This is a genomic window from Paraburkholderia terricola, from assembly GCF_900142195.1.
Lineage (GTDB): Bacteria > Pseudomonadota > Gammaproteobacteria > Burkholderiales > Burkholderiaceae > Paraburkholderia > Paraburkholderia terricola.
This window is the reverse complement of sequence record NZ_FRAB01000029.1, coordinates 40,319-58,104: the sequence shown is the minus strand read 5'-3', so window position 1 is coordinate 58,104 and position 17,786 is coordinate 40,319. Positions and strand designations below refer to the sequence as shown.

Here is a 17,786-nt window from a genome sequence, read left to right as displayed (position 1 = left end):
GCGAAGTCATAACATGCTGCGAGGCCGTTGCATCGTGCCGTCGAAGAAACGCTGCAAACGGAAAGCCGACAGATCGAGCGACGGTTCTCCGCCGTCGTTCATCTCGGCGAGCAGCTTGCCGACGATCGGACCCATGGCGAAACCGTGGCCGCAAAAACCGGTGGCGATGGTCAGGCCGCCGACCTGCGGCGGCGCGTCGATCACCGGTAGGCCGTCGGGCAGCACGTCGATCAGGCCAGCCCATGCCTCGACCACCTGTGCCTCCTTCAGCGCGGGAAACAGCGCACGCAGCTTCTTCAACGCTCGCGGCGCGTGGCTCGCGTTCGGCTGCGGATGCGGGTCGCGCGGATGCAGGACGCGTTCGCCTTGCGGCACCGCGCCCGGCAGACGGTCACGCAAATCGCGCAGGCATGCGCCGTTCAGATGGAAGCTGAACTTCTCGCGCTGGCTCCACAGTTCCGGCAGAAACCATTTGAGCGCGCGGAAATGGCCGAGGGTCATGTCGACGTCGACCTGCATGTCGTCGGCGAGATTGATCACGCCGTTCGCGCGTTGCCGGATGCCGAGCCCCTGCCCCCAGAAAGTGGATGCGGTGACGCGCGGCAGCGGATTGGTGCGCATGCAGGTGCCGCGCACCGCTTGCTGCGGCAACGCCAGCCCTAGCGTGTCGAGCAGACGCCAGCTACTCGCGCCGGCCGCGCAGATGAAGCGCGACGTGCGAATCGTGCCGCGCTCGGTCACCACGCCGGCGATCGCGCCGGCCGCGCGCTCGACGCCGGTCACGCCGCAGCCTTCGAAGAACAGCGCGCCGGCCTGCGCCGCCCGCGCGGCAAAGGCCGCGGCGGCGCGGCGCGGTTCCGCCTGGCCGTCGCTGGGGGTGTAGAGGCCGCCGAGCGCCGGGCCTTGCATGCCGGTCACGATGGTGTCGATCTGCTTGCGGTCGAGCATGCGGGTGTCGAGCCCATGCTGACGCGCGACGTCCATCCATTGCTGGAACGAACTCCAGTCCTTCTCCTTCGTTGCCACGTACAGGCAGCCGCCCTGACGCCATTCGAGATCGAAGTTCAGCTCGCTTTCGAGCCCTTTCCACAGCGGGATGCCCGCCATCATCAGCGGCACTTCAGCAGCCTCGCGGCCCTGCTGGCGCACGAAACCCCATGCCCGCGACGACTGCTGCCCCGCAATCCGCGACTTGTCGAGCACCACCGCCGACAGGCCGCGGCGGGCCAGATAGTAGGCGGCCGCACAGCCCATGATGCCGGCGCCGGCGATCACCACATCGGCACGTTTCGGGAACGCCTGATCGGCGGGCGTGAAGCTCGCATGCAGCGGATAGGTCGTGGTCATCGGGCAGGAAAGGTTTTAAGTGGGGGAATAATCTTCGCAGGCGGCAGCGTTGTCCGCAATGCCGCGGCGGTCGCGAGGCTCGGGGCGCATGGGCTCGCGGCGTCGTTGCGTCTGCGGTCTGCGGTTTGCGGTTTGCGGTTTGCGGTTTGCGGTTTGCGGTTTGCGGTTTGCGGTTTGCGGTTTGCGGTTTGCCGTATGCCGTCTGCCGGGAGCACGCCCGCGCGGTTTATTCGCTACACGCATATTCGCCTTTTATTCGCGAGACAGATATTTGCAGAATATGCGTCACACGAATATTTGACAAATATCCGTGTGACGCATAAAGTGCGTTTATTCGTCTCGCGGATATTTTGCCATGCTCCATCTCATCGCCACGCCGGGTCAAATGGCCCTGCTGCTCGCCGCCGGCCGGCGCCAGGCCGGCCTCACGCAGGCGCAAGCCGCGGCGCGGGTCGGCATCAGCCAAAGCCGCATTTCGGCGCTCGAAACCGACGCAGCGGCCATTACCCTCGCGCAATTGCTGGCGCTGTGCGGCGCCTACGGCCTGCAATTGCAGGTACGCGACAAGAACCAGCCGGTGTCTGATCCGGCGCCGTTGATCGAGTGGTGAGCATGGGTCGGCAAACGCATTCACGGGCGCTTTCAGTGTGGGCCAATGGCGAGCGCGTCGGCGTGTGGCGCCTTCCCACGCGCGGTTCGATGGAGTTCGCCTACGATCCCGCGTGGGTCGCCTCGCCCGCGGGCCGGCCGCTTTCGCTGTCGCTGCCGTTCACGCCGAGCAATCTGCCGCAGAAAGGCTCGCGCGTGCTCAACTATTTCGACAACCTGCTGCCCGACAGCGAGGCAATCAGAAAACGCATCGCCCAACGCTACCAGACCGAGACGCTGGATGCGTTCGATCTGCTGCAAGCGATCGGCCGCGATTGCGTGGGCGCCGTCCAGTTGCTCGCCGAGGACGACGCGCCAACCGGTGTCGAACAGATCGAGGGCACGCCGCTCGCGGACAGCGAGATCGAGGCCATGCTGGCGCGCACGGTCGGCAACCCGGCGCTCGGCACGCCCGACCAGGCCGACGACTTCCGCATCTCGCTCGCCGGCGCGCAGGAAAAAACCGCGCTGCTGCGGCACGACGGCAAGTGGCAGCGCCCGCATGGCGCGACGCCCACCACGCACATTTTCAAGCTGCCGCTTGGCCTCGTGGGCAACAAGCTCGCCGACCTCAGCACGTCGGTTGAAAACGAGTGGCTATGCCTGCGCATTCTGCGCGCCTATGGCTTGCCGGTCGCGAACACCGACATGCTGACCTTCGGCAAGCAGCGCGTGCTGAGCGTCGAGCGCTTCGACCGGCAACTGCATTCGAGCGGGCAATGGCTGCTACGGTTGCCGCAGGAGGACTTCTGCCAGGTGTACGGCGTGCCGTCGCATCGCAAGTACGAAAACGAAGGCGGCCCCGGCTTGCTCGACCTCGCGCGAATTCTTCAGCAGTCGGTCACGGCCCAGCAGGACATCGAAACGCTGCTGGCTAGCCAGATCCTGTTCTGGATGCTGGCCGCGCCGGACGGCCACGCCAAGAACTTCAGCATTCGCCTGCTGGCGGGCGGCCAGTATCGGCTCACGCCGCTCTACGACGTAATGTCGATCTGGCCGGTGGAAGGCAACGGTCCGAACCAGTGGTCGTGGTTCAAGGCGAGACTCGCGATGGCGATGTGGTCGCGCAGCAAACACGATGCGTTTCGCGACGTGCAGCGGCGTCACTTCAACACGATGGCGCTGAAGTGCTCGCACGGCGCCAACGCCGAGCCGCTGATCCGGCGGCTGATCGAACAGACGCCGCAAGTGATCGAACAGGTCTCGGCCGAATTGCCGGAGCGGTTCCCCGCCAAGGTGGCCGAGCGGATCTTCAAAGGACTGAGAACCTCGGCGGCCAGGCTGGAGAAAATGCCGGCAACGTAGGCTTCGGATTGCAGGCGGCGGCTTGAGCGCTTCTGGCTCGATGCGGTTCGAGGACACTTGCTTAAGCCTTCCTTAAGCTCGCGTGCAATACGCTTACCGGCTGCTCATGAAAAGGCGAGTCCGCCATCTTTTTTCGTTTGCCGGGCACCGCTCGGACGGTGCGCGCCGCAAGGGCTGCGAGCGGCTCCATGTATTTCCCTACAGATACGACGCGTCACATCGGTAAAATACCGTTAATGCCGAGTGCATAAACAGATCGCCGAATCTGTCCGTTCGCGCCGCGCGCGGACCGGTTCAGCGGCCGTCCTACAAAAACACAGGTCGCGATACTTTACGGTACATTTGCTGTCCCTCGCGTTGCCCGTGTCAATGCACATTGAATGCATGAGCGAGTGGCGTATCGCATTCCCCACAGCCCTTTACGACGGCGGATTTTCACGCAGTATGGCCAACGAAACACACTCACCCGACTCCATCGCAGTCGCCGAACGCGTGCGCGAGTTGATGAGCCGGCACGGAATCGGCAAACGCCAGCAAACCACGGAACTCTGCCGCATCCTCGATCTGAGTTTTTCGCAGGGGCACCGCAAGCTGCGCGGCAACAGTCCGTGGACCCTCTCGCAGATCAAGAAGGTCGCCGAGGTGTTCGGCGAACCCGCCGCCCAGCTATTCGGCGCGCAATCGCTCGATCCGGGCATGGTCGGCGCGATCGCGCAGGAAGCCGTGTTCAGCATCGGCGCGACCGAACTGGCCTGCACCGCCTGGGTCGGCGCCGCGCTCGAACCCGGCAGCCGCCCGGAATTCGTCGCCTATTCCAAGCTCGGCCAATGGCGCGTTGCGCGTCACGACGGCGCGCTCTATCAGAGCGCCTACGAAGTCCACAAGATCGAAATCTATCCGCGCCGCGCCGAGACCGACAAGCCGACCATCGCGGTAGTCGACGACGATCAGGCCAGCGCCGACAACCTGCGCGACTATCTGGAGCGCAGCGGCTTTACGGCGGTGGCGATCTACGGCCTGACGTCGTTCGCCGAGCAACTGCAAAGCCAGGTGTTCGACGGCGTGGTGATCGACTGGCTGTTCGGCTCGCAGACTTCGGCGGCGGCGATTCGGGCGGTGCGCGCGTCGGAGAATCCGGACGCGCCGATTTTCGTGCTGACCGGCGAATTGCTGACGGGCAAGGCCAGCGAATCGGAGATCAGCCAGGTGATACGCAACTACGACGTGGCGTGCTACGAAAAGCCCGCGCGCATGGCGATTCTGGTCGCCGATCTCTCCAAGCGGCTGAATCGGCCGTAAAGCGTCGGCCGTCAAGCGACGACCGTCAAGCGCGGGTCAGCGGCTGAAGGTGTGTGCTCAGGTTGATGCCCGCCTCCATCGCCTCCATTGCGCGCTTCCATGCGCCGTATCACACGCGCCTCGCTTCATCGTCCGCTTTGCAACCCGCTTTGCAACCCGCTTCACAACCCGCCTTGCAACCGCTCCCCCCGCTTCACACCGTATGCCGCGACGCCAGCGCTCGCTGCAACGCCTGACGCAAATCCTCGTAATGCACCGGCTTTAACAACGCTTCAAAAAACGGCTTCGAATCGGCCTCGCCTTCGGCCACGACGTTTTTCGTTCCAGCCACATCCGCCTCCGGCGCATACGCGCTGACCACGATCACCGGCACGCCTGCCGACGGTCCGCCGCGCACGGCGAAGTCCGCGAGAAACGCATAGCCGTCGCGCTCCGGCATATGCAGATCGAGCAGCACCACGTCGCAGCGGCGCGTGTCGAGCCACGCGAGCGCGTCGTCGGCGTTGGCGGCGACGTGCGCGTCGAAACCCATGTGCGCGACCATTTCGCTCAACGACTCGCGGATCAGCCGGTTGTCGTCGACGATCAGCACGCACGGCCGCTCGCCGCCCGCTTGCGCGTGAACGCTCACGCCTGCCGGCGCGACAGCCGCGACCGGCGTGACCGGAATCGTCACCGTGAAGGTCGTGCCCTGGCCCACCGTGCTCGCGACGTCGACGGTGCCGCCGAACAGCCTGACCAGCCCCTGCACGATCGTCAGCCCCATCCCCGCGCCTTCGAAGCGGCGCGTGCGCGACGCGTCCAGTTGCGTGAACTCCTGGAAGATCAGCGGAATCTGCGCATGCGGCACGCCCGGTCCCGTATCGCTGACGATGAACGTCAGCGTCTCCGGCTGCTGCTTCAACCGCACGCGCACCGTGCCGGTTTCGGTGTAGCGGATCGCGTTGGTGACCAGGTTGTTGACGATCTGGCGGATGCGGTGCGGATCGGAGTCGACCAGGCCGCTCACGCCGCCTGCCTCGATGACCTCGCTTTCGAGTTTCAGCCCGCGCGCGGCAGCCGACATCGCGTGCTCGTCGACGATCGACGCCAGCAATTCGCGCGGCTCGAAATGCTCGTGACGCAATTCGAGCTTGCCCGCGCCGAGGCGCGCGTAGTCGGTGAGGTCTTTCATCTGCGCCTCGAGATGCCGCGCCGCGGTTTCGAGCCGCTGGATCACCTTGCGGTCGGCTTCGGAATGGTAGTTGAAGCCCAGCAATTCGATCGACGAGACGATGGCGTGCAGCGGCGTGCGCAGTTCATGGCTGATCATGCCGAGGAACGCGTCCTTGGCGAGACTCGCCTCGCGCGCCGCGCGGCTCGCCTGGTGCTCGGCTTCGAGCGCCGCGTGCTGCTGAAGCATCAGACGCGTGCGGCGCCGGCCATTGAGCACGAGCAGCAGCGTGGCGGCCGCCGACAGCAACAGCATCAACATGCCGCCCGCGAACAGCAAGCGGCGCTTGTCGATGAAATCGCGGCTCATCGCCTCGCGATCGGCGACATCGGCGAAACGGCGGCTCAACGCGAGGTCGTTGACTTCGTTCCAATGCAGGCGCAACTGCGCAACGATCTGATTGGCGCCGCGGCGGTCCTTCGCCACGGCGGCGACCTCAGGCGCGAGGCCGGTGAGCAGACGATCGAGCGACTGCACTTCGTCGCGTTGCCGCTGCAGCAAAGGCACTTGCGCGGTCAGCCTGCTCGTGGAGCCGGCCAGCACGTGCAGCTTCGATTGCAGCAGCTGATAGCGCAGCAGCAGGCGCGGATAGTCGTCGTCGACGCCCGACTGATACAGCAGCAACTGATTCTCGAAACGCGCGTAGGCGATCTGCAGTTGCGCCGCGTCCCAGTAGAAGCCGTCGTAGGTGCCGGTCAACTGCTCGGTGGCGCGCGGGTTCAGCAGATTCGCGTACAACAGATAGCCGATCGCGCCGGCCGGCGCCGCGAGCGCGGTGAGCCAGATCAGCACGTAGAGAACGCGGCGCCACGGACGGCGCGCTATTTGACGATGAGAGCCTTGATCTGCCATACGAATTTCGAATCGCTCGCTGCGCCCACGAGTTCGTCGGGGAACGCATCGCGCGGATAGATAAGGAACAGCGGCCCGAAGTCGCTAAGCTTCAGACGCCGGCCGTTCATGCTGTACGCGACGATCACGCCATAGCGATCGCAGTCCGACACCGGCACGGTGTAGGTGTAGTCGTCGAACGTATGGATCTCCACGTGATCGCCGTACGCGCCGACTGTCTTCAGAATATCCGCGAGCAGCGGTCCCGTGAAGGTAGAGCGCGGAGTCCACGTGGTGCTCGTCGTGATCGCATGCACCGGCAGCGCGAGCAGTTGCGCCTCGGTGAAGTGATACGACTGGCGCGAGGCGTCGGTGGTCCTCGCGATCTTGCCCTTCACGTCGAGCGAGAAGGGCACCGAGTCCTGCTGAGCGTGCGCGCTCCATGCCGCCAGCGCGAACATCAGGCCCATTGCCCAGCGCGCACCCCGGTACGCGCGTTTCCCACCCTGCATTTTTTTGGTCACCTTGGTCATGTTTTTTTCCGTTGTTTTTTGCGGCGCGCTACGTTTCTCCAACTTCCCGTGCTTCTCTGATTTCCTTACCGTCGCGCAGATGCAGATGCCGCGCGGCCCGCTGCGAAGCGACCACGATCAGCTTCATGGTCGCGCGGGTGGCGCCGACGAACAGCTTGCGCGCGATGCGCTCGTCGAACGTAGCGAAGTCGATCTCCGTGAAAATCACGCACGGCGCCGCTTGCCCCTTGAAGCGGTAGATCGACTCGAACAGCACGTCGCCCTCGCGGTATTCCGGGTTGCCGAACAGGTCGTATTTGCCCGTGAAACTGCGCAGCCGGTGCGGACCGAGATGATCCTGCGCGGTGATCGCCGAACCTTCGCGGCCGCGGAAGGACAGCACCACGATGTCCTGCTTGCGAAAGCCGAGCGAGAGCGCCTGCGTGATCGCGCGCTTGGTGGCCTCGATGCTGCCTTCGACGGCATGGGCTTCGTCGTAGACGGACAGCGCAATGTCCGAGCCGTCGAACGGACTGCCCGATGCGAGCGCCGCCGCGACCGGCACCGCGGCGCCGACCACGTCGCGCACATAGTCGAGGATGTCGCGCGGGCTGCGGTAGTTGGTGGTTTCCTTCAGCGTGGTCCAGCCGGGCAGCTCGACCGGCTCACGCATGTACAGATTCTGCAGCGGGTCTTCGAGCCACCACCACGCCGCGCCCGGGCGCAGCAGCCGCTCGAGCGCCGCGACCCACGGCTGCTGGAAGTCCTGCCCTTCGTCGACGATCAATACGTCGAATTGCCAGCGCGCGCCGATCGGCGTCTGCGCGAAAACCGTTTCGAGCTGGTCGAAGACGTCGCCCGAACGGAAATCCGGCTCGCGGCCCGCATCGCGCGCAATCCAGTCGCACAGTTGGTGATAGTTCGCCACCTTCGCCTCGGGCGGCGCGACTCGCGCGATGTGATCGGCCAGCGGCCGGTTGAAGCACACGTATAAAGGCCGCTGGCCGCGCGCCACCGCGTCCTTCATCACCTGCACCGCGAGTTGCGTCTTGCCGGAGCCGGCCGTGCCGATCACGCGCAGCCGGAACGGCGAAAATTCGAGCCGCCGCGCCCATGTCGCGAGACCGCCGGCGAGGCGCGTGACGAGCGTGCCCGCCTGTCCGACCAGCGCGCTGGCGTCGGGCGTGAGCGCGAGTTCGTCGGCGAGAAAGTGATGGATTTTCGGCGCGCAGGCAAGGCGCGGCTCGTCCGCCGGCAACGCCTCGCGGATGATCGCCGCGAGCCGGGTTTTGCGCGTGGCGTCGACGATGCGCGCCGGGTTCACGCCCGCGATCGCCGCGTCCTTGACGATGTGGTCCGGGCAATACAGCAGTTCCTCGATGAAATACGTGCCCGCGCCGAATGCCGCGGTAAAACGCCGGTGCAGCCCCTCGATGGTGTGCGCGAGCGCGATCGCCACGTTGCGCTCCGTTTGCAGATAGACCTTGACGAGACCCTTCGGCGTTTCGCGCAGGAAACCGGTTTTCTGCTCGACGATCATCACGCGCCCGGCCGGACTGACGATCACGAAATCGGCCTCGCCGAACACCGAAAAGTTCTGGTTCAGACGCGTCCAGTGCACGCCGTGATAGACGGTATAGCCGTCGGGCAGCGTGTCTTCCAGCAACGCGAGGGTTTCGCGTTCGCGTGCCGCCGCGCCGGTGGCGGCGAGGCTCTTCCAGTCGTCGGGGACAATGCGGGCCATGCGGTGCCTCGTCGTATTCGGGTGCGCTCATTGTACGCAACGCGCAGATGTTTCCGGCATGCGCCTCGACGTGGGCCGATCGCGACCCGCCGCGTGCAAAACCATGCGCATCGTGTATCGTTACTGGCTGAACGCCGCGCGCCGGGCGCGGCTTGCCAACTGTAAAGAAGAGGATTTGCCGGATGATCACGATCTGGGGACGCACTAATTCGGTCAACGTTCAGAAAGTCTTGTGGTGCTGCGATGAGCTCGTGCTGCCCTACGAGCGCATCGACGCCGGTCTGCAATTCGGCCGCAACAACGAACCCGACTATCTCGCGATGAACCCGACCGGCAAGATTCCGACGCTGGTCGATGACGGCTTCGTGCTGTGGGAATCGAACTCGATCCTGCGCTATCTGGTGCTGCAATACGGCGAGGCGAGCCTGCTGTATCCGTCCGAGCCCAGGCTGCGCGCGAGCATCGACCGCTGGCTCGACTGGTCGCTCTCCACGTTGCAACCCACCGAGCGTCCGGTGTTCTGGGCGCTTGTACGCACGCCGGCCGCCGAGCGCGACGCCGCCAAACTCGCGGCCGACTTCAGCGCGGTCACGCTGCTATGGCGCATGCTCGACACCCACTTGCAAGGCCGCTTCTTCCTCGAGGGCGAACGGTTCACGCTCGCCGACATCGTGGTCGGCGCATACGCGAAACGCTGGTTCGGGGTGGACGGCGTCGAGCGTCCGCCGCTACCGAACGTGGAGCGCTGGTATTCGCGCCTCGCCACGCGGCCGGGCTTCAAGAAATACGTTGATTTTCCGCTGACGTGAAGCGTGGCTGGCAGCCGTGCCATGCACCGGCACGGCGCGGCGCGATGGCCCTTATAATCGACGCATGAAAACCGCCAAGCCCACCGCGACCGCCGCTGTGAAAGCCGCTGCGCAATCCACCGCGCAATCCACCGCGCAATCCACCGCGCAATCCACCGCGCAATCCACCGCGCAATCCACCGCGCAATCCACTACAGCCAGCTCCGCTCATTCTCATGAAGCGGGGCACATGCACGGCGATTCGCAGGAAGCCGCACTGACCCTCGCGGAAGAATACTGCCGCGAACGCGGCGAAAAACTCACGCCGATCCGCCGCAAGGTGCTCGAATTGCTGTTGAATTCGGGCCGCGCCACCAAGGCCTATTCGCTGCTCGACGAGATGCGCCAGATTCACCCTGGTTCGGCGCCGCCCACGGTTTATCGGGCACTGGACTTTCTGCTGTCGGCGGGGCTCGTGCATCGGATCGAATCGATCAATGCGTTCACCGTCTGCCACGATCTGACGCAATGCCAGCACGGCATTCTGGTGGTCTGCCAGCAATGCGGCACCGTCACCGAATTGCATCAGCCGAAGCTGCGCCAGGCGCTCGTCGCGCAAATCGAAGACGCGGGCTACCGCCTCGCCAGCGATGAGATCGAGTTGAAGGGACTGTGTGCCGCCTGTCAGGCAGCGGAAGCGGCGGCGACCGCCGCCGCGGGTTCAGCGGCATCCGTCGCCGCCGCGAAATAACGGCGACGCCCGTTTTGCAGCGGTCCGATCAACCCGCCGAGCGGGCGTCGATCGCGTCGTGCAGCAAGGTCACCAGATCTTCCGGCAGCGCCGGTTTGGTCATGAAATGCTGGAAGCCTTCGCCGATACTGCGCAAGCGATAAGCGTCGTCGGTATGACCCGTGAGCGCCACGGCCACCGAAGGCGCGTGATCGCCGCGAATCTCGTGATCGCGCAGCCGCTGGATCAGATAGAAGCCGTCCATGGCCGGCAATTCCAGATCGCATACCACGGCGTCGGGCAATAAACGCAGTGCCGCTTCGACACCCTCTTCCGCATCCGCCACCGCGACGACATGCGCACCTTCCGCTTCGAGTAACAAGGTCAGCGATTCCCGGCTGTCCGGGTCGTCTTCGACGAGCACGATCGTGGCCTGATCGAGTCTCAATGCTCCGTTCATGTTCTGTTGTTGCTCTAAAAAACCGGTTAGGCCGTCAGACTTGGCCAACTTATCGCCCTGCTGCTTGCCGCCGATTTGCGCGGCTGGGTTGTTGCTGTTCATGATTCCGACCCGGCTTCGCGCACCGAGTTGCAGACAGGCACACGATTTTAAAACATGGCCTTGGCGCAACGCGTGCGCACAGTAACGCGCCAAAATTGCACGCGGATGAAGAAACGGCCCTCGACGCCGTGACGATGGCAACGCGATAGCCGACATCCGATTCGCCGCGGCGGTTCGTGCCCCCGTTGGCACGGCCATTCTCGCCCGGCGTCGTTTCTCGAATTCGTATTCCGCTTGCGGCGCGGGCGACATTGCTTATTCCGCCCGGCGCTCACTTCCACCCGACAGGTAGCATGCCGCGTGCCGCGGCGGCTTCCGGCTCGCGGCATCGGCGCACTTTGCGGCGAACCCGCGCTTTAACCGGCTTTCTTCGGACCTATGCCCTGCACCAGCAGCGCCACCGCATGCCGCGCGATTTCCTCGCCGCCGACGTTGCACCGCATGGGATCCTCGCGCCACAGCTTCGAGGTGGCCAACGGCAGAATCGTCAGACCAAGCAACGTGACGAAGACCAGCGACGGCTCCAGCGCCGCGTTCAGGCGCCCCTCCTTTTGCCAGCGCGCGATGCATTCAAGCGACGCCTTCTGTTGCACGTTGCCGAACCGTTCATGCATGCGCTGGCGCAGCAAGCCGCCGTCGCTGATGACCTCGCGCACCCATAACGACGGAAACCACGGATTCTCGCTCGCCACTTGCACCAACCGCCGCGTGAGCGTGGTGATCGCCGCCACCGGATCGTCGGCGTGCTCCTGAAACGGCACGCCGAGCCCGGCGCGCAATGGCGCGAAACGCTCGTCGATCAGCACGTCCAGTAGCTGATCTCGCGTCTTGAAGTAGTAATGCATCATTGCCGGCGTGAAGCCCGCCTCGCGAGCGATCTCGCCAAGCGTGGTATCGACGATGCCCTGCCGCGCGAAGAGCGCGAGCGCCGCCTCCAGCAAACGGCCGCGCTGCTCCGGTCCGCGCGCGGCGCCCGAGGGCCGGCCGGGGCGCCGTGCGGGCGCTCCGGCCGCCACGCTTGCGGGGTTGACGTCTCCGCCAGCGCCTCCACCACCGGCTTCACCAGCGGCTTCAAGCCGCCCCTGCTTCGCGGGCTTGCGCGGTTTCGCAGTCGCCGCATTACGTGGCGCGACTTTCATCTTGTGCTCATCGGACGGAATTCTTGCCATTGCATTCAATTTGACCGGGGCGGCGATGTCGCATATATTAATCGCCACATTAATTAATTTCAATAGCGTGTCGCCATGGATCAATCGACAACGACTCAACCTATCGAACTGGCGGACACCGGGGCGCAGCCAGCCGCGGCCGCCGATCAACCGCCGATCCGCCTGCTGTTCCCTGCGCTGCTGCTCGTCATGCTGCTCGCCGCGCTCGATCAGACGATCGTCTCCACCGCGTTGCCGACGATCGTCGGCGAACTCGGCGGGCTCAACAATCTGTCGTGGGTGGTGACCGCCTACCTGCTAAGCTCGACCATCGTCGTGCCGCTGTACGGCAAGTTCGGCGACCTGTTCGGCCGCAAGATCGTGCTGCAAACAGCGATCGTGGTGTTCCTCGTCGGCTCCGCGCTGTGCGGCGTCGCGCAGGACATGACCCAGTTGATCGTGCTGCGCGCGCTGCAAGGGCTCGGCGGCGGCGGCCTGCTGGTCGTGACGATGGCCGCGATCGCGGACGTGATTCCGCCGGCCGAGCGCGGCCGCTATCAGGGCGTGTTCGGCGGCGTGTTCGGCCTCGCCACCGCGGTCGGGCCGCTGCTCGGCGGTTTTCTCGTCGAGCATCTCACGTGGCGCTGGATCTTCTACATCAACCTGCCGCTCGGCATCGTCTCGCTGCTCGTGATCGGCGCGGTGTTCAAGCCGCATGCGCGTCATGTGAAGCACACCATCGACTATATGGGCGCCGCCTTTCTCGCCGGCGCGCTCACCTGCATCATCCTGTTCACGAGCCAGGGCGGCACGATCCTGCCGTGGTCGTCGCCGCAACTGTGGTTCACGCTGGGTATGGGGCTGGTGGCGACCTGGGGCTTCATCCACGAAGAGCGCAGCGCGGTCGAGCCGATCATGCCGTTCGAGCTTTTCAAACAGCGCACGTTTTTGCTGAGCAGCCTGATCGGCTTCATCATCGGCGTGTCGATGTTCGGGGCGGTCACGTTCCTGCCGCTCTATTTGCAAGTGGTCAAGGGTTCGACGCCCACCCAAGCCGGCATCCAGATGCTGCCGATGATGGGCGGCCTGTTCGTGATGTCGATGGTGACCGGCCGCGTGATCAGCAAGATCGGCAGATACCGCATGTTCCCGATCGCCGGCACGTTGCTCGTGGCCGTCGCCATGCTGCTGCTCGCACGCCTGCAGATCGGCACGCCGATCCATGTGATGTATATCGACATGGGCATTCTCGGCTGCGGCCTCGGCATGGTGATGCAGGTGCTGATCCTCGCCGTGCAGAACAGCGTCGAATTCAGGCATGTGGGCGTCGCCACGTCGGGCGCCACGCTGTTCCGTTCGATAGGCGGGTCGATCGGCGTGGCCGCGTTCGGCGCGGTGTTCTCGAACGGCCTTGCGTCGCGCCTCGAAAAACTGCTTCCGCCCGACACCGAATTGCCGCACGCGCTCGGGCCCACTGCCATTCACGCGTTGCCTCAAGCGTTGCGCGACGATTACCTGCATGCGTTCGCCGGCGCGCTGCACACGGTGTACCTCGCGGCGGCTTGCGTGGTGCTGGTTGCCTTTGCGCTCGCGTGGCTTTTAAAGGATCATCCGCTGCGCAAGCAGTGAGCGAAGCACTCGCGTCCGTTCGTCCTCCGACATGCGAGATGCTTCGCCATACTATGAATGTGCGCTAACGCACATAAGGTAGGTAGCAACTTCGATTGACGTTCGCAACGAAACGCCACATATTGCAGGCGGCGGCATCGCAAGCGTGCGCTTGCGCCCCGACACTCCCCGGCGCATGTGGATCGTGATTTCCGCGGACATCGCTCCTGCCTCAGCACGATCCGGGGCATGCCGTATGGCATTGTTTTCCACAGGTGGGGCCACAGCATGTCCACCCAGTCAGCAGCCGGACATAGTTTTCCAATGCCCTGCAATCGGTGTGGCGGCGCCCTGTACCGCCAGGTCGACTATTGCCCGTATTGCGGCGCGGCGCATCCGCTCGATACCAGCCCACCTAAGCGCACCGTCATTCCCGGCAGCCGCGCCAGCGCCACGAGCGGAGCGGCGCGCAACAGCGGCTTCGATCCCCTCGCACCTGGAGAAGTACAACTCGCGGCGGGTGCCGCGCGCGTCGGCGCGGCCGCGTCTGCCGAGGTCGCGCTGCATGCGCCGATAGCGGTGTCGCCGGATACGTCGATCCCTTCTCTCGCCGGCGCGCTTGATTCGCATGGCCGCGCCGCGCACCGGATTCGCGGGCTGCTATGGGCGATCGCGGCGATTGTCGGAATCGGCCTCGCCTATGTCGGCTATGCGCTATTCGGCGACAGCCATGAAGCGCGCAACGGCAACAACGCGCAGATCGCCGAAACCGATCAGGATGCGAGGACAACGACCACGACGACCGGAACGATCGCGCGCTATGCACCCGCTCAGTCGACGAATCAGGCGGCCGCTGTCGAGCCGGCCAAGGCTGACGATGCGATGAAGGCAACGCCGGCGGCTCCCGCGACGCCGCTCGCGCCTGAAGCGGTGATGCAACCTGCCGCGCCGCGTTTTAGCGATGCCGGTCAAGCCATGCGTTCCGCGCGCCTCGCGTTCGACGCCAACGATCTGTCCGCGGCGCAAGCCGCGCTCGGCGCCGCGCAAACGCTGCGACCGGAGAATACGGACGCACGGAACCTGGCGGCCGAACTGAAGCCGCTCACCGCGCGCCGCGACATCGCGTTGCAAGCGGCGCAGCTCTGCGCCGCGCAACAGTCGTGGACCTGCGCACGCCAGCACGCCAACGAGGCGCTCACTATCGACACAGGCAGCGAAACCGCCAAAACCATTTTGCAGCGCGTGATTCGCGAGACCGGCTGGAAGCCGCTCAGTCCAGCGCAAGCCGCATCGCCGTCGCCATCACCATCGCAGCAAGCCCGGTTGCCAACGCGTTTACCAAAAGGCGGCGCGCACTCGCGCGAGAAGCGCTTCTAACCTGAACCATAGGCGGAGGAGACCATGCTGAAGAGACTTCTGACGGGGTGGCTGGGGCTGGTGCTGCTGGCCGTGTCTTCGTTCGTTTTCGCGGAGCCCGCGCACTACAAGATCGTGACCGGTCCCGAACGAGGCACGTACATACAGATCGGTCAGGATCTGTCGAAATGGGTCGCGCAACCGGCGGGCATCGACCTGGAGGCGGTGGCCTCGAAGGGCTCGGCCGAGAACGTGCAGCGCATGCGCTTCGAACCCGGCGTGAAGCTGGCGCTGGTGCAATCCGACGTCTACCAGGCCTACATCGACATGGCCAACGCGGGCAACGCCGACGCCGGCACGGCGATCCGGCCGCTGCGGCTCATCATGCCGCTTTACGACGAGGAAATTAACGTCGTGGTGCGTGCGGACTCGCCGTTCAATACCTTCGCGGACATCAGGAACAAGCGCATCAGCGTCGGCCTGATCGGCAGCGGCACCGCTCAATCGGCCACGACGCTCTATCACCTGATGTTCGGCACGGCGATTCCCGAACAGAACGTCGAGCACCTGAGCAACGAGGACGCGCTGGCCGCGTTGATCGTGAAGAAAGTGGACGTGGCGATCATCGTGGTCGGGCAGCCGGCGAAACTGTTCAACGACATGAATCCGGAACTGCTGCAACAGATCCGCCTGCTGAAAGTCGATCCCGCCGCGCCCGAAACGGCGCGCGCCAAACAGACGTACTTCCCCGCGACGATCCGTGCGAGCAGCTATCCGAACTGGCTGAAGGAAGACGTGCCCACGCTGACCGTGAAAGCCTTTCTCGTCACCTACGATTACGGTCTGCGCGACACGGTCGGCAATCTGAATCACTTCGCCGACTCGCTCTGCGCGAACTTCGACACGCTGCAGGAACACGGCCACCCGAAGTGGAAGCAGGTGAAGCTCGAATTGCCGGGCCTCGTGCGTGGATGGAAGTACTACCCGCCGGTCGAGAAGCATCTTCGCGCGTGTCTCGCGAAGCGGAACGCCGCGCTCAGCGCGACGGCGGCGGCGACGACGGCAAGGGCAACCGCGGCCCAGCCTGCGCAAAAACCCCTCGCCGCCTGCACGGATCAGGAACGGCTGCTTCTGCTGTGCAAATGAATCGGCGCGCGGGACGCGTTTGCTCAGGCGCGCGCCCGCTCCTTCGAAACAGCGGACGCTTCCATCGCCCGTTGCAGCGTCTCGTACACTTTCGGGCGGTTGCATTGCGAGACGTTAAAGCGCAGAAAACCGGCCGCCGATTGCGATGCGCTGAACACATTGCCGGGCGCGAACACCACACCGCCGGCTAGCGCGTGACGCGCGATGTCGGCGGCGTCGAGCGGGTCCGGCAAACGCGCCCACACGAACATGCCGGCGCGTGGCCGCGTCCATATTTCCAGGCCCGCATAGCCGAGCCGCCTGACCGTCTCGCCCATCGCGTCGGCGAGCTTCGCGCGCATCGACTCCAGATGCCGCCGGTAAGCGCCGTCCACCAGCAAACGATGCACGACGCTCGCCGCGAGCTGGCCGTTGCCGAACGAGGTGGCGAGCTTGAGATCGATCAGCGGCTCGATCCATTCGGCGCGCGCGGCGATGTAACCGCAACGCACCGCCGCCGACAGCGTCTTCGAAAAGCTGCCGATCGACACCACGCGCGCGAGCCCGTCGAACGCGGCAAGACGCGGCGCGGCTTCCTCTTCGAAGTCCGCGAAAATATCGTCCTCGACGATCAGCAGATCATGTTCGCCCGCGAGCTTCAGCAGCCGGTGCGCGACGGCCGGCGCGAGCGTCGCGCCGGTCGGATTGTGAATGGCCGAATTGGTCACATACAGGCGCGGACGGTGCTCGGTCAGCGCGCGTTCGAACGCCGCCAGATCGGGCCCGGACGGCGTATAGGGCACTCCGACGATGCGGGCGCGATGCGCGCGCAGCAACGCCTGAAAGTTGAAGTAGCACGGGTCGTCGATCAGCACCGTATCGCCGGGCTCGAGCAGAAAACGGCACACGAGATCGAGCGCGTGCGTGCCGCCGTCGGTGAGCACGATCTGCTCGGGCGGCGCATCCACGCCGTGCTGCGCGAGCCGCCATGCGAGCTGTTGACGCAGCGCGGGCAGACCATACGGGCTCGCATAATCGGCGAGCGGCGACTGCGGGTCGCGCGCCACCGCCCGCAGCGCGCGACGCACGCCGTCTTCGGGCAGCCATGAGGCGGGCATCCAGCCGCAACCCGGCTTGAGAACTTTTGACCCCGCTTCCAGCGACTGCCGGGTCAGCCACAACGGATCGACCTCGCGATCGAGGCTCGGCCCGAGATCGGCAAGCGCGAGCGGCGGCGCATGGCCCGACACGAAGAAGCCGGACCCGCGGCGCGCCACGATCACGCCCTCCGCGACCAGCCGGTCGTAGGCTTCCACCACCGTCGACTTGGATACGCCGAGCGTTTCCGTCATCACCCGGATCGACGGCACGCGCGCGCCCGGCATGAGCGAACGGCTCGCAATGCGCTCGCGCAAGCTGTCCATCACCGTGCCGACACGCGTGCCCGACGCCCCCTGCATACCTCGACTTTCCGCCATCTGTACTGCTCCATGTTCGGTACAGTTTGTACGAATTGTACTGATCCGTAGCTTACCGTTTACGGCCGGAAAGCGGATGCTACGAATTCCGT

The 17,786-nt window shown here is 65.1% G+C and carries 15 protein-coding genes; 8 read left to right on the top strand and 7 right to left on the bottom strand.

The genetic code is table 11. From position 1 onward, the window contains the following. Positions 1-6: 6 nt before the first annotated feature. Positions 7-1,347, bottom strand: coding sequence for an NAD(P)/FAD-dependent oxidoreductase (locus BUE39_RS22460; RefSeq protein WP_073430917.1), 1,341 nt, complete (start codon positions 1,345-1,347; stop codon positions 7-9). Positions 1,348-1,702: 355 nt separating this feature from the next. On the opposite strand from BUE39_RS22460, the gene BUE39_RS22455 reads away from it, so the two are divergent. The 3 genes from BUE39_RS22455 (at position 1,703) to BUE39_RS22445 (ending at position 4,599) form a co-directional block, all read left to right on the top strand. Next, positions 1,703-1,957, top strand: coding sequence for a helix-turn-helix domain-containing protein (locus BUE39_RS22455; RefSeq protein ID WP_073430916.1), 255 nt, complete (start codon positions 1,703-1,705; stop codon positions 1,955-1,957). 2 nt (positions 1,958-1,959) lie between these two features. Continuing rightward, a complete protein-coding gene (locus BUE39_RS22450; protein ID WP_073430915.1) occupies positions 1,960-3,300 on the top strand; it encodes a type II toxin-antitoxin system HipA family toxin in 1,341 nt (446 codons plus the stop codon). Between the two features lie 444 nt (positions 3,301-3,744). Continuing rightward, positions 3,745-4,599: a helix-turn-helix domain-containing protein gene (locus BUE39_RS22445; protein WP_073430914.1), complete on the top strand. Its 855-nt coding sequence runs from the start codon at positions 3,745-3,747 to the stop codon at positions 4,597-4,599. A gap of 193 nt (positions 4,600-4,792) precedes the next feature. On the opposite strand, the gene BUE39_RS22440 is transcribed toward BUE39_RS22445, so the two are convergent. The 3 genes from BUE39_RS22440 to BUE39_RS22430 are packed head-to-tail and all read right to left on the bottom strand — an operon-like array spanning position 4,793 to position 8,899. Next, complete coding sequence (locus tag BUE39_RS22440; protein WP_073430913.1) at positions 4,793-6,664, bottom strand: hybrid sensor histidine kinase/response regulator; 1,872 nt, start codon at positions 6,662-6,664, stop codon at positions 4,793-4,795. Then, positions 6,634-7,176 (bottom strand): putative pterin-binding protein, encoded by a 543-nt coding sequence (locus BUE39_RS22435; protein ID WP_083086246.1) that lies wholly within the window; start codon positions 7,174-7,176, stop codon positions 6,634-6,636. Before BUE39_RS22435 ends, BUE39_RS22440 begins: the two co-directional genes overlap by 31 nt. 28 nt (positions 7,177-7,204) lie before the next feature. Beyond that, on the bottom strand, positions 7,205-8,899 hold the full coding sequence (locus BUE39_RS22430) for an ATP-binding domain-containing protein (protein WP_073430912.1): 1,695 nt from the start codon (positions 8,897-8,899) through the stop codon (positions 7,205-7,207). A 182-nt stretch (positions 8,900-9,081) separates the two neighbouring features. Between BUE39_RS22430 and BUE39_RS22425 the strand changes: the two genes are divergently transcribed. Continuing rightward, on the top strand, positions 9,082-9,708 hold the full coding sequence (locus BUE39_RS22425; RefSeq protein ID WP_073430911.1) for a glutathione S-transferase family protein: 627 nt from the start codon (positions 9,082-9,084) through the stop codon (positions 9,706-9,708). 64 nt (positions 9,709-9,772) lie between these two features. After that, positions 9,773-10,438, top strand: a complete 666-nt coding sequence (locus tag BUE39_RS22420) for a transcriptional repressor (RefSeq protein ID WP_073430910.1) — start codon at positions 9,773-9,775, stop codon at positions 10,436-10,438. Between the two features lie 28 nt (positions 10,439-10,466). Here the strand turns inward: BUE39_RS22420 and BUE39_RS22415 are convergent, their stop codons facing one another. Beyond that, the gene (locus tag BUE39_RS22415; RefSeq protein WP_073430909.1) at positions 10,467-10,979 is read right to left on the bottom strand and encodes a response regulator; all 513 of its coding nucleotides are present in this window, start codon (positions 10,977-10,979) and stop codon (positions 10,467-10,469) included. Between the two features lie 356 nt (positions 10,980-11,335). After that, a complete protein-coding gene (locus tag BUE39_RS22410) occupies positions 11,336-12,118 on the bottom strand; it encodes a TetR/AcrR family transcriptional regulator (RefSeq protein WP_073430941.1) in 783 nt (260 codons plus the stop codon). Between the two features lie 105 nt (positions 12,119-12,223). On the opposite strand from BUE39_RS22410, the gene BUE39_RS22405 reads away from it, so the two are divergent. The 3 genes from BUE39_RS22405 to BUE39_RS22395 all read left to right on the top strand — a co-directional run bounded on the left by BUE39_RS22405 (position 12,224) and on the right by BUE39_RS22395 (position 16,237). Beyond that, positions 12,224-13,756: an MDR family MFS transporter gene (locus tag BUE39_RS22405; RefSeq protein WP_073430908.1), complete on the top strand. Its 1,533-nt coding sequence runs from the start codon at positions 12,224-12,226 to the stop codon at positions 13,754-13,756. 303 nt (positions 13,757-14,059) lie between these two features. Next, positions 14,060-15,112, top strand: a complete 1,053-nt coding sequence (locus BUE39_RS22400; protein WP_227470928.1) for a hypothetical protein — start codon at positions 14,060-14,062, stop codon at positions 15,110-15,112. Positions 15,113-15,136: 24 nt separating this feature from the next. Then, positions 15,137-16,237: a TAXI family TRAP transporter solute-binding subunit gene (locus tag BUE39_RS22395; RefSeq protein ID WP_073430906.1), complete on the top strand. Its 1,101-nt coding sequence runs from the start codon at positions 15,137-15,139 to the stop codon at positions 16,235-16,237. 23 nt (positions 16,238-16,260) lie between these two features. Here the strand turns inward: BUE39_RS22395 and BUE39_RS22390 are convergent, their stop codons facing one another. After that, entirely contained in the window at positions 16,261-17,694 is a 1,434-nt protein-coding gene (locus BUE39_RS22390) for an aminotransferase-like domain-containing protein (RefSeq protein ID WP_073430905.1), read from the bottom strand. Positions 17,695-17,786: the final 92 nt, after the last annotated feature.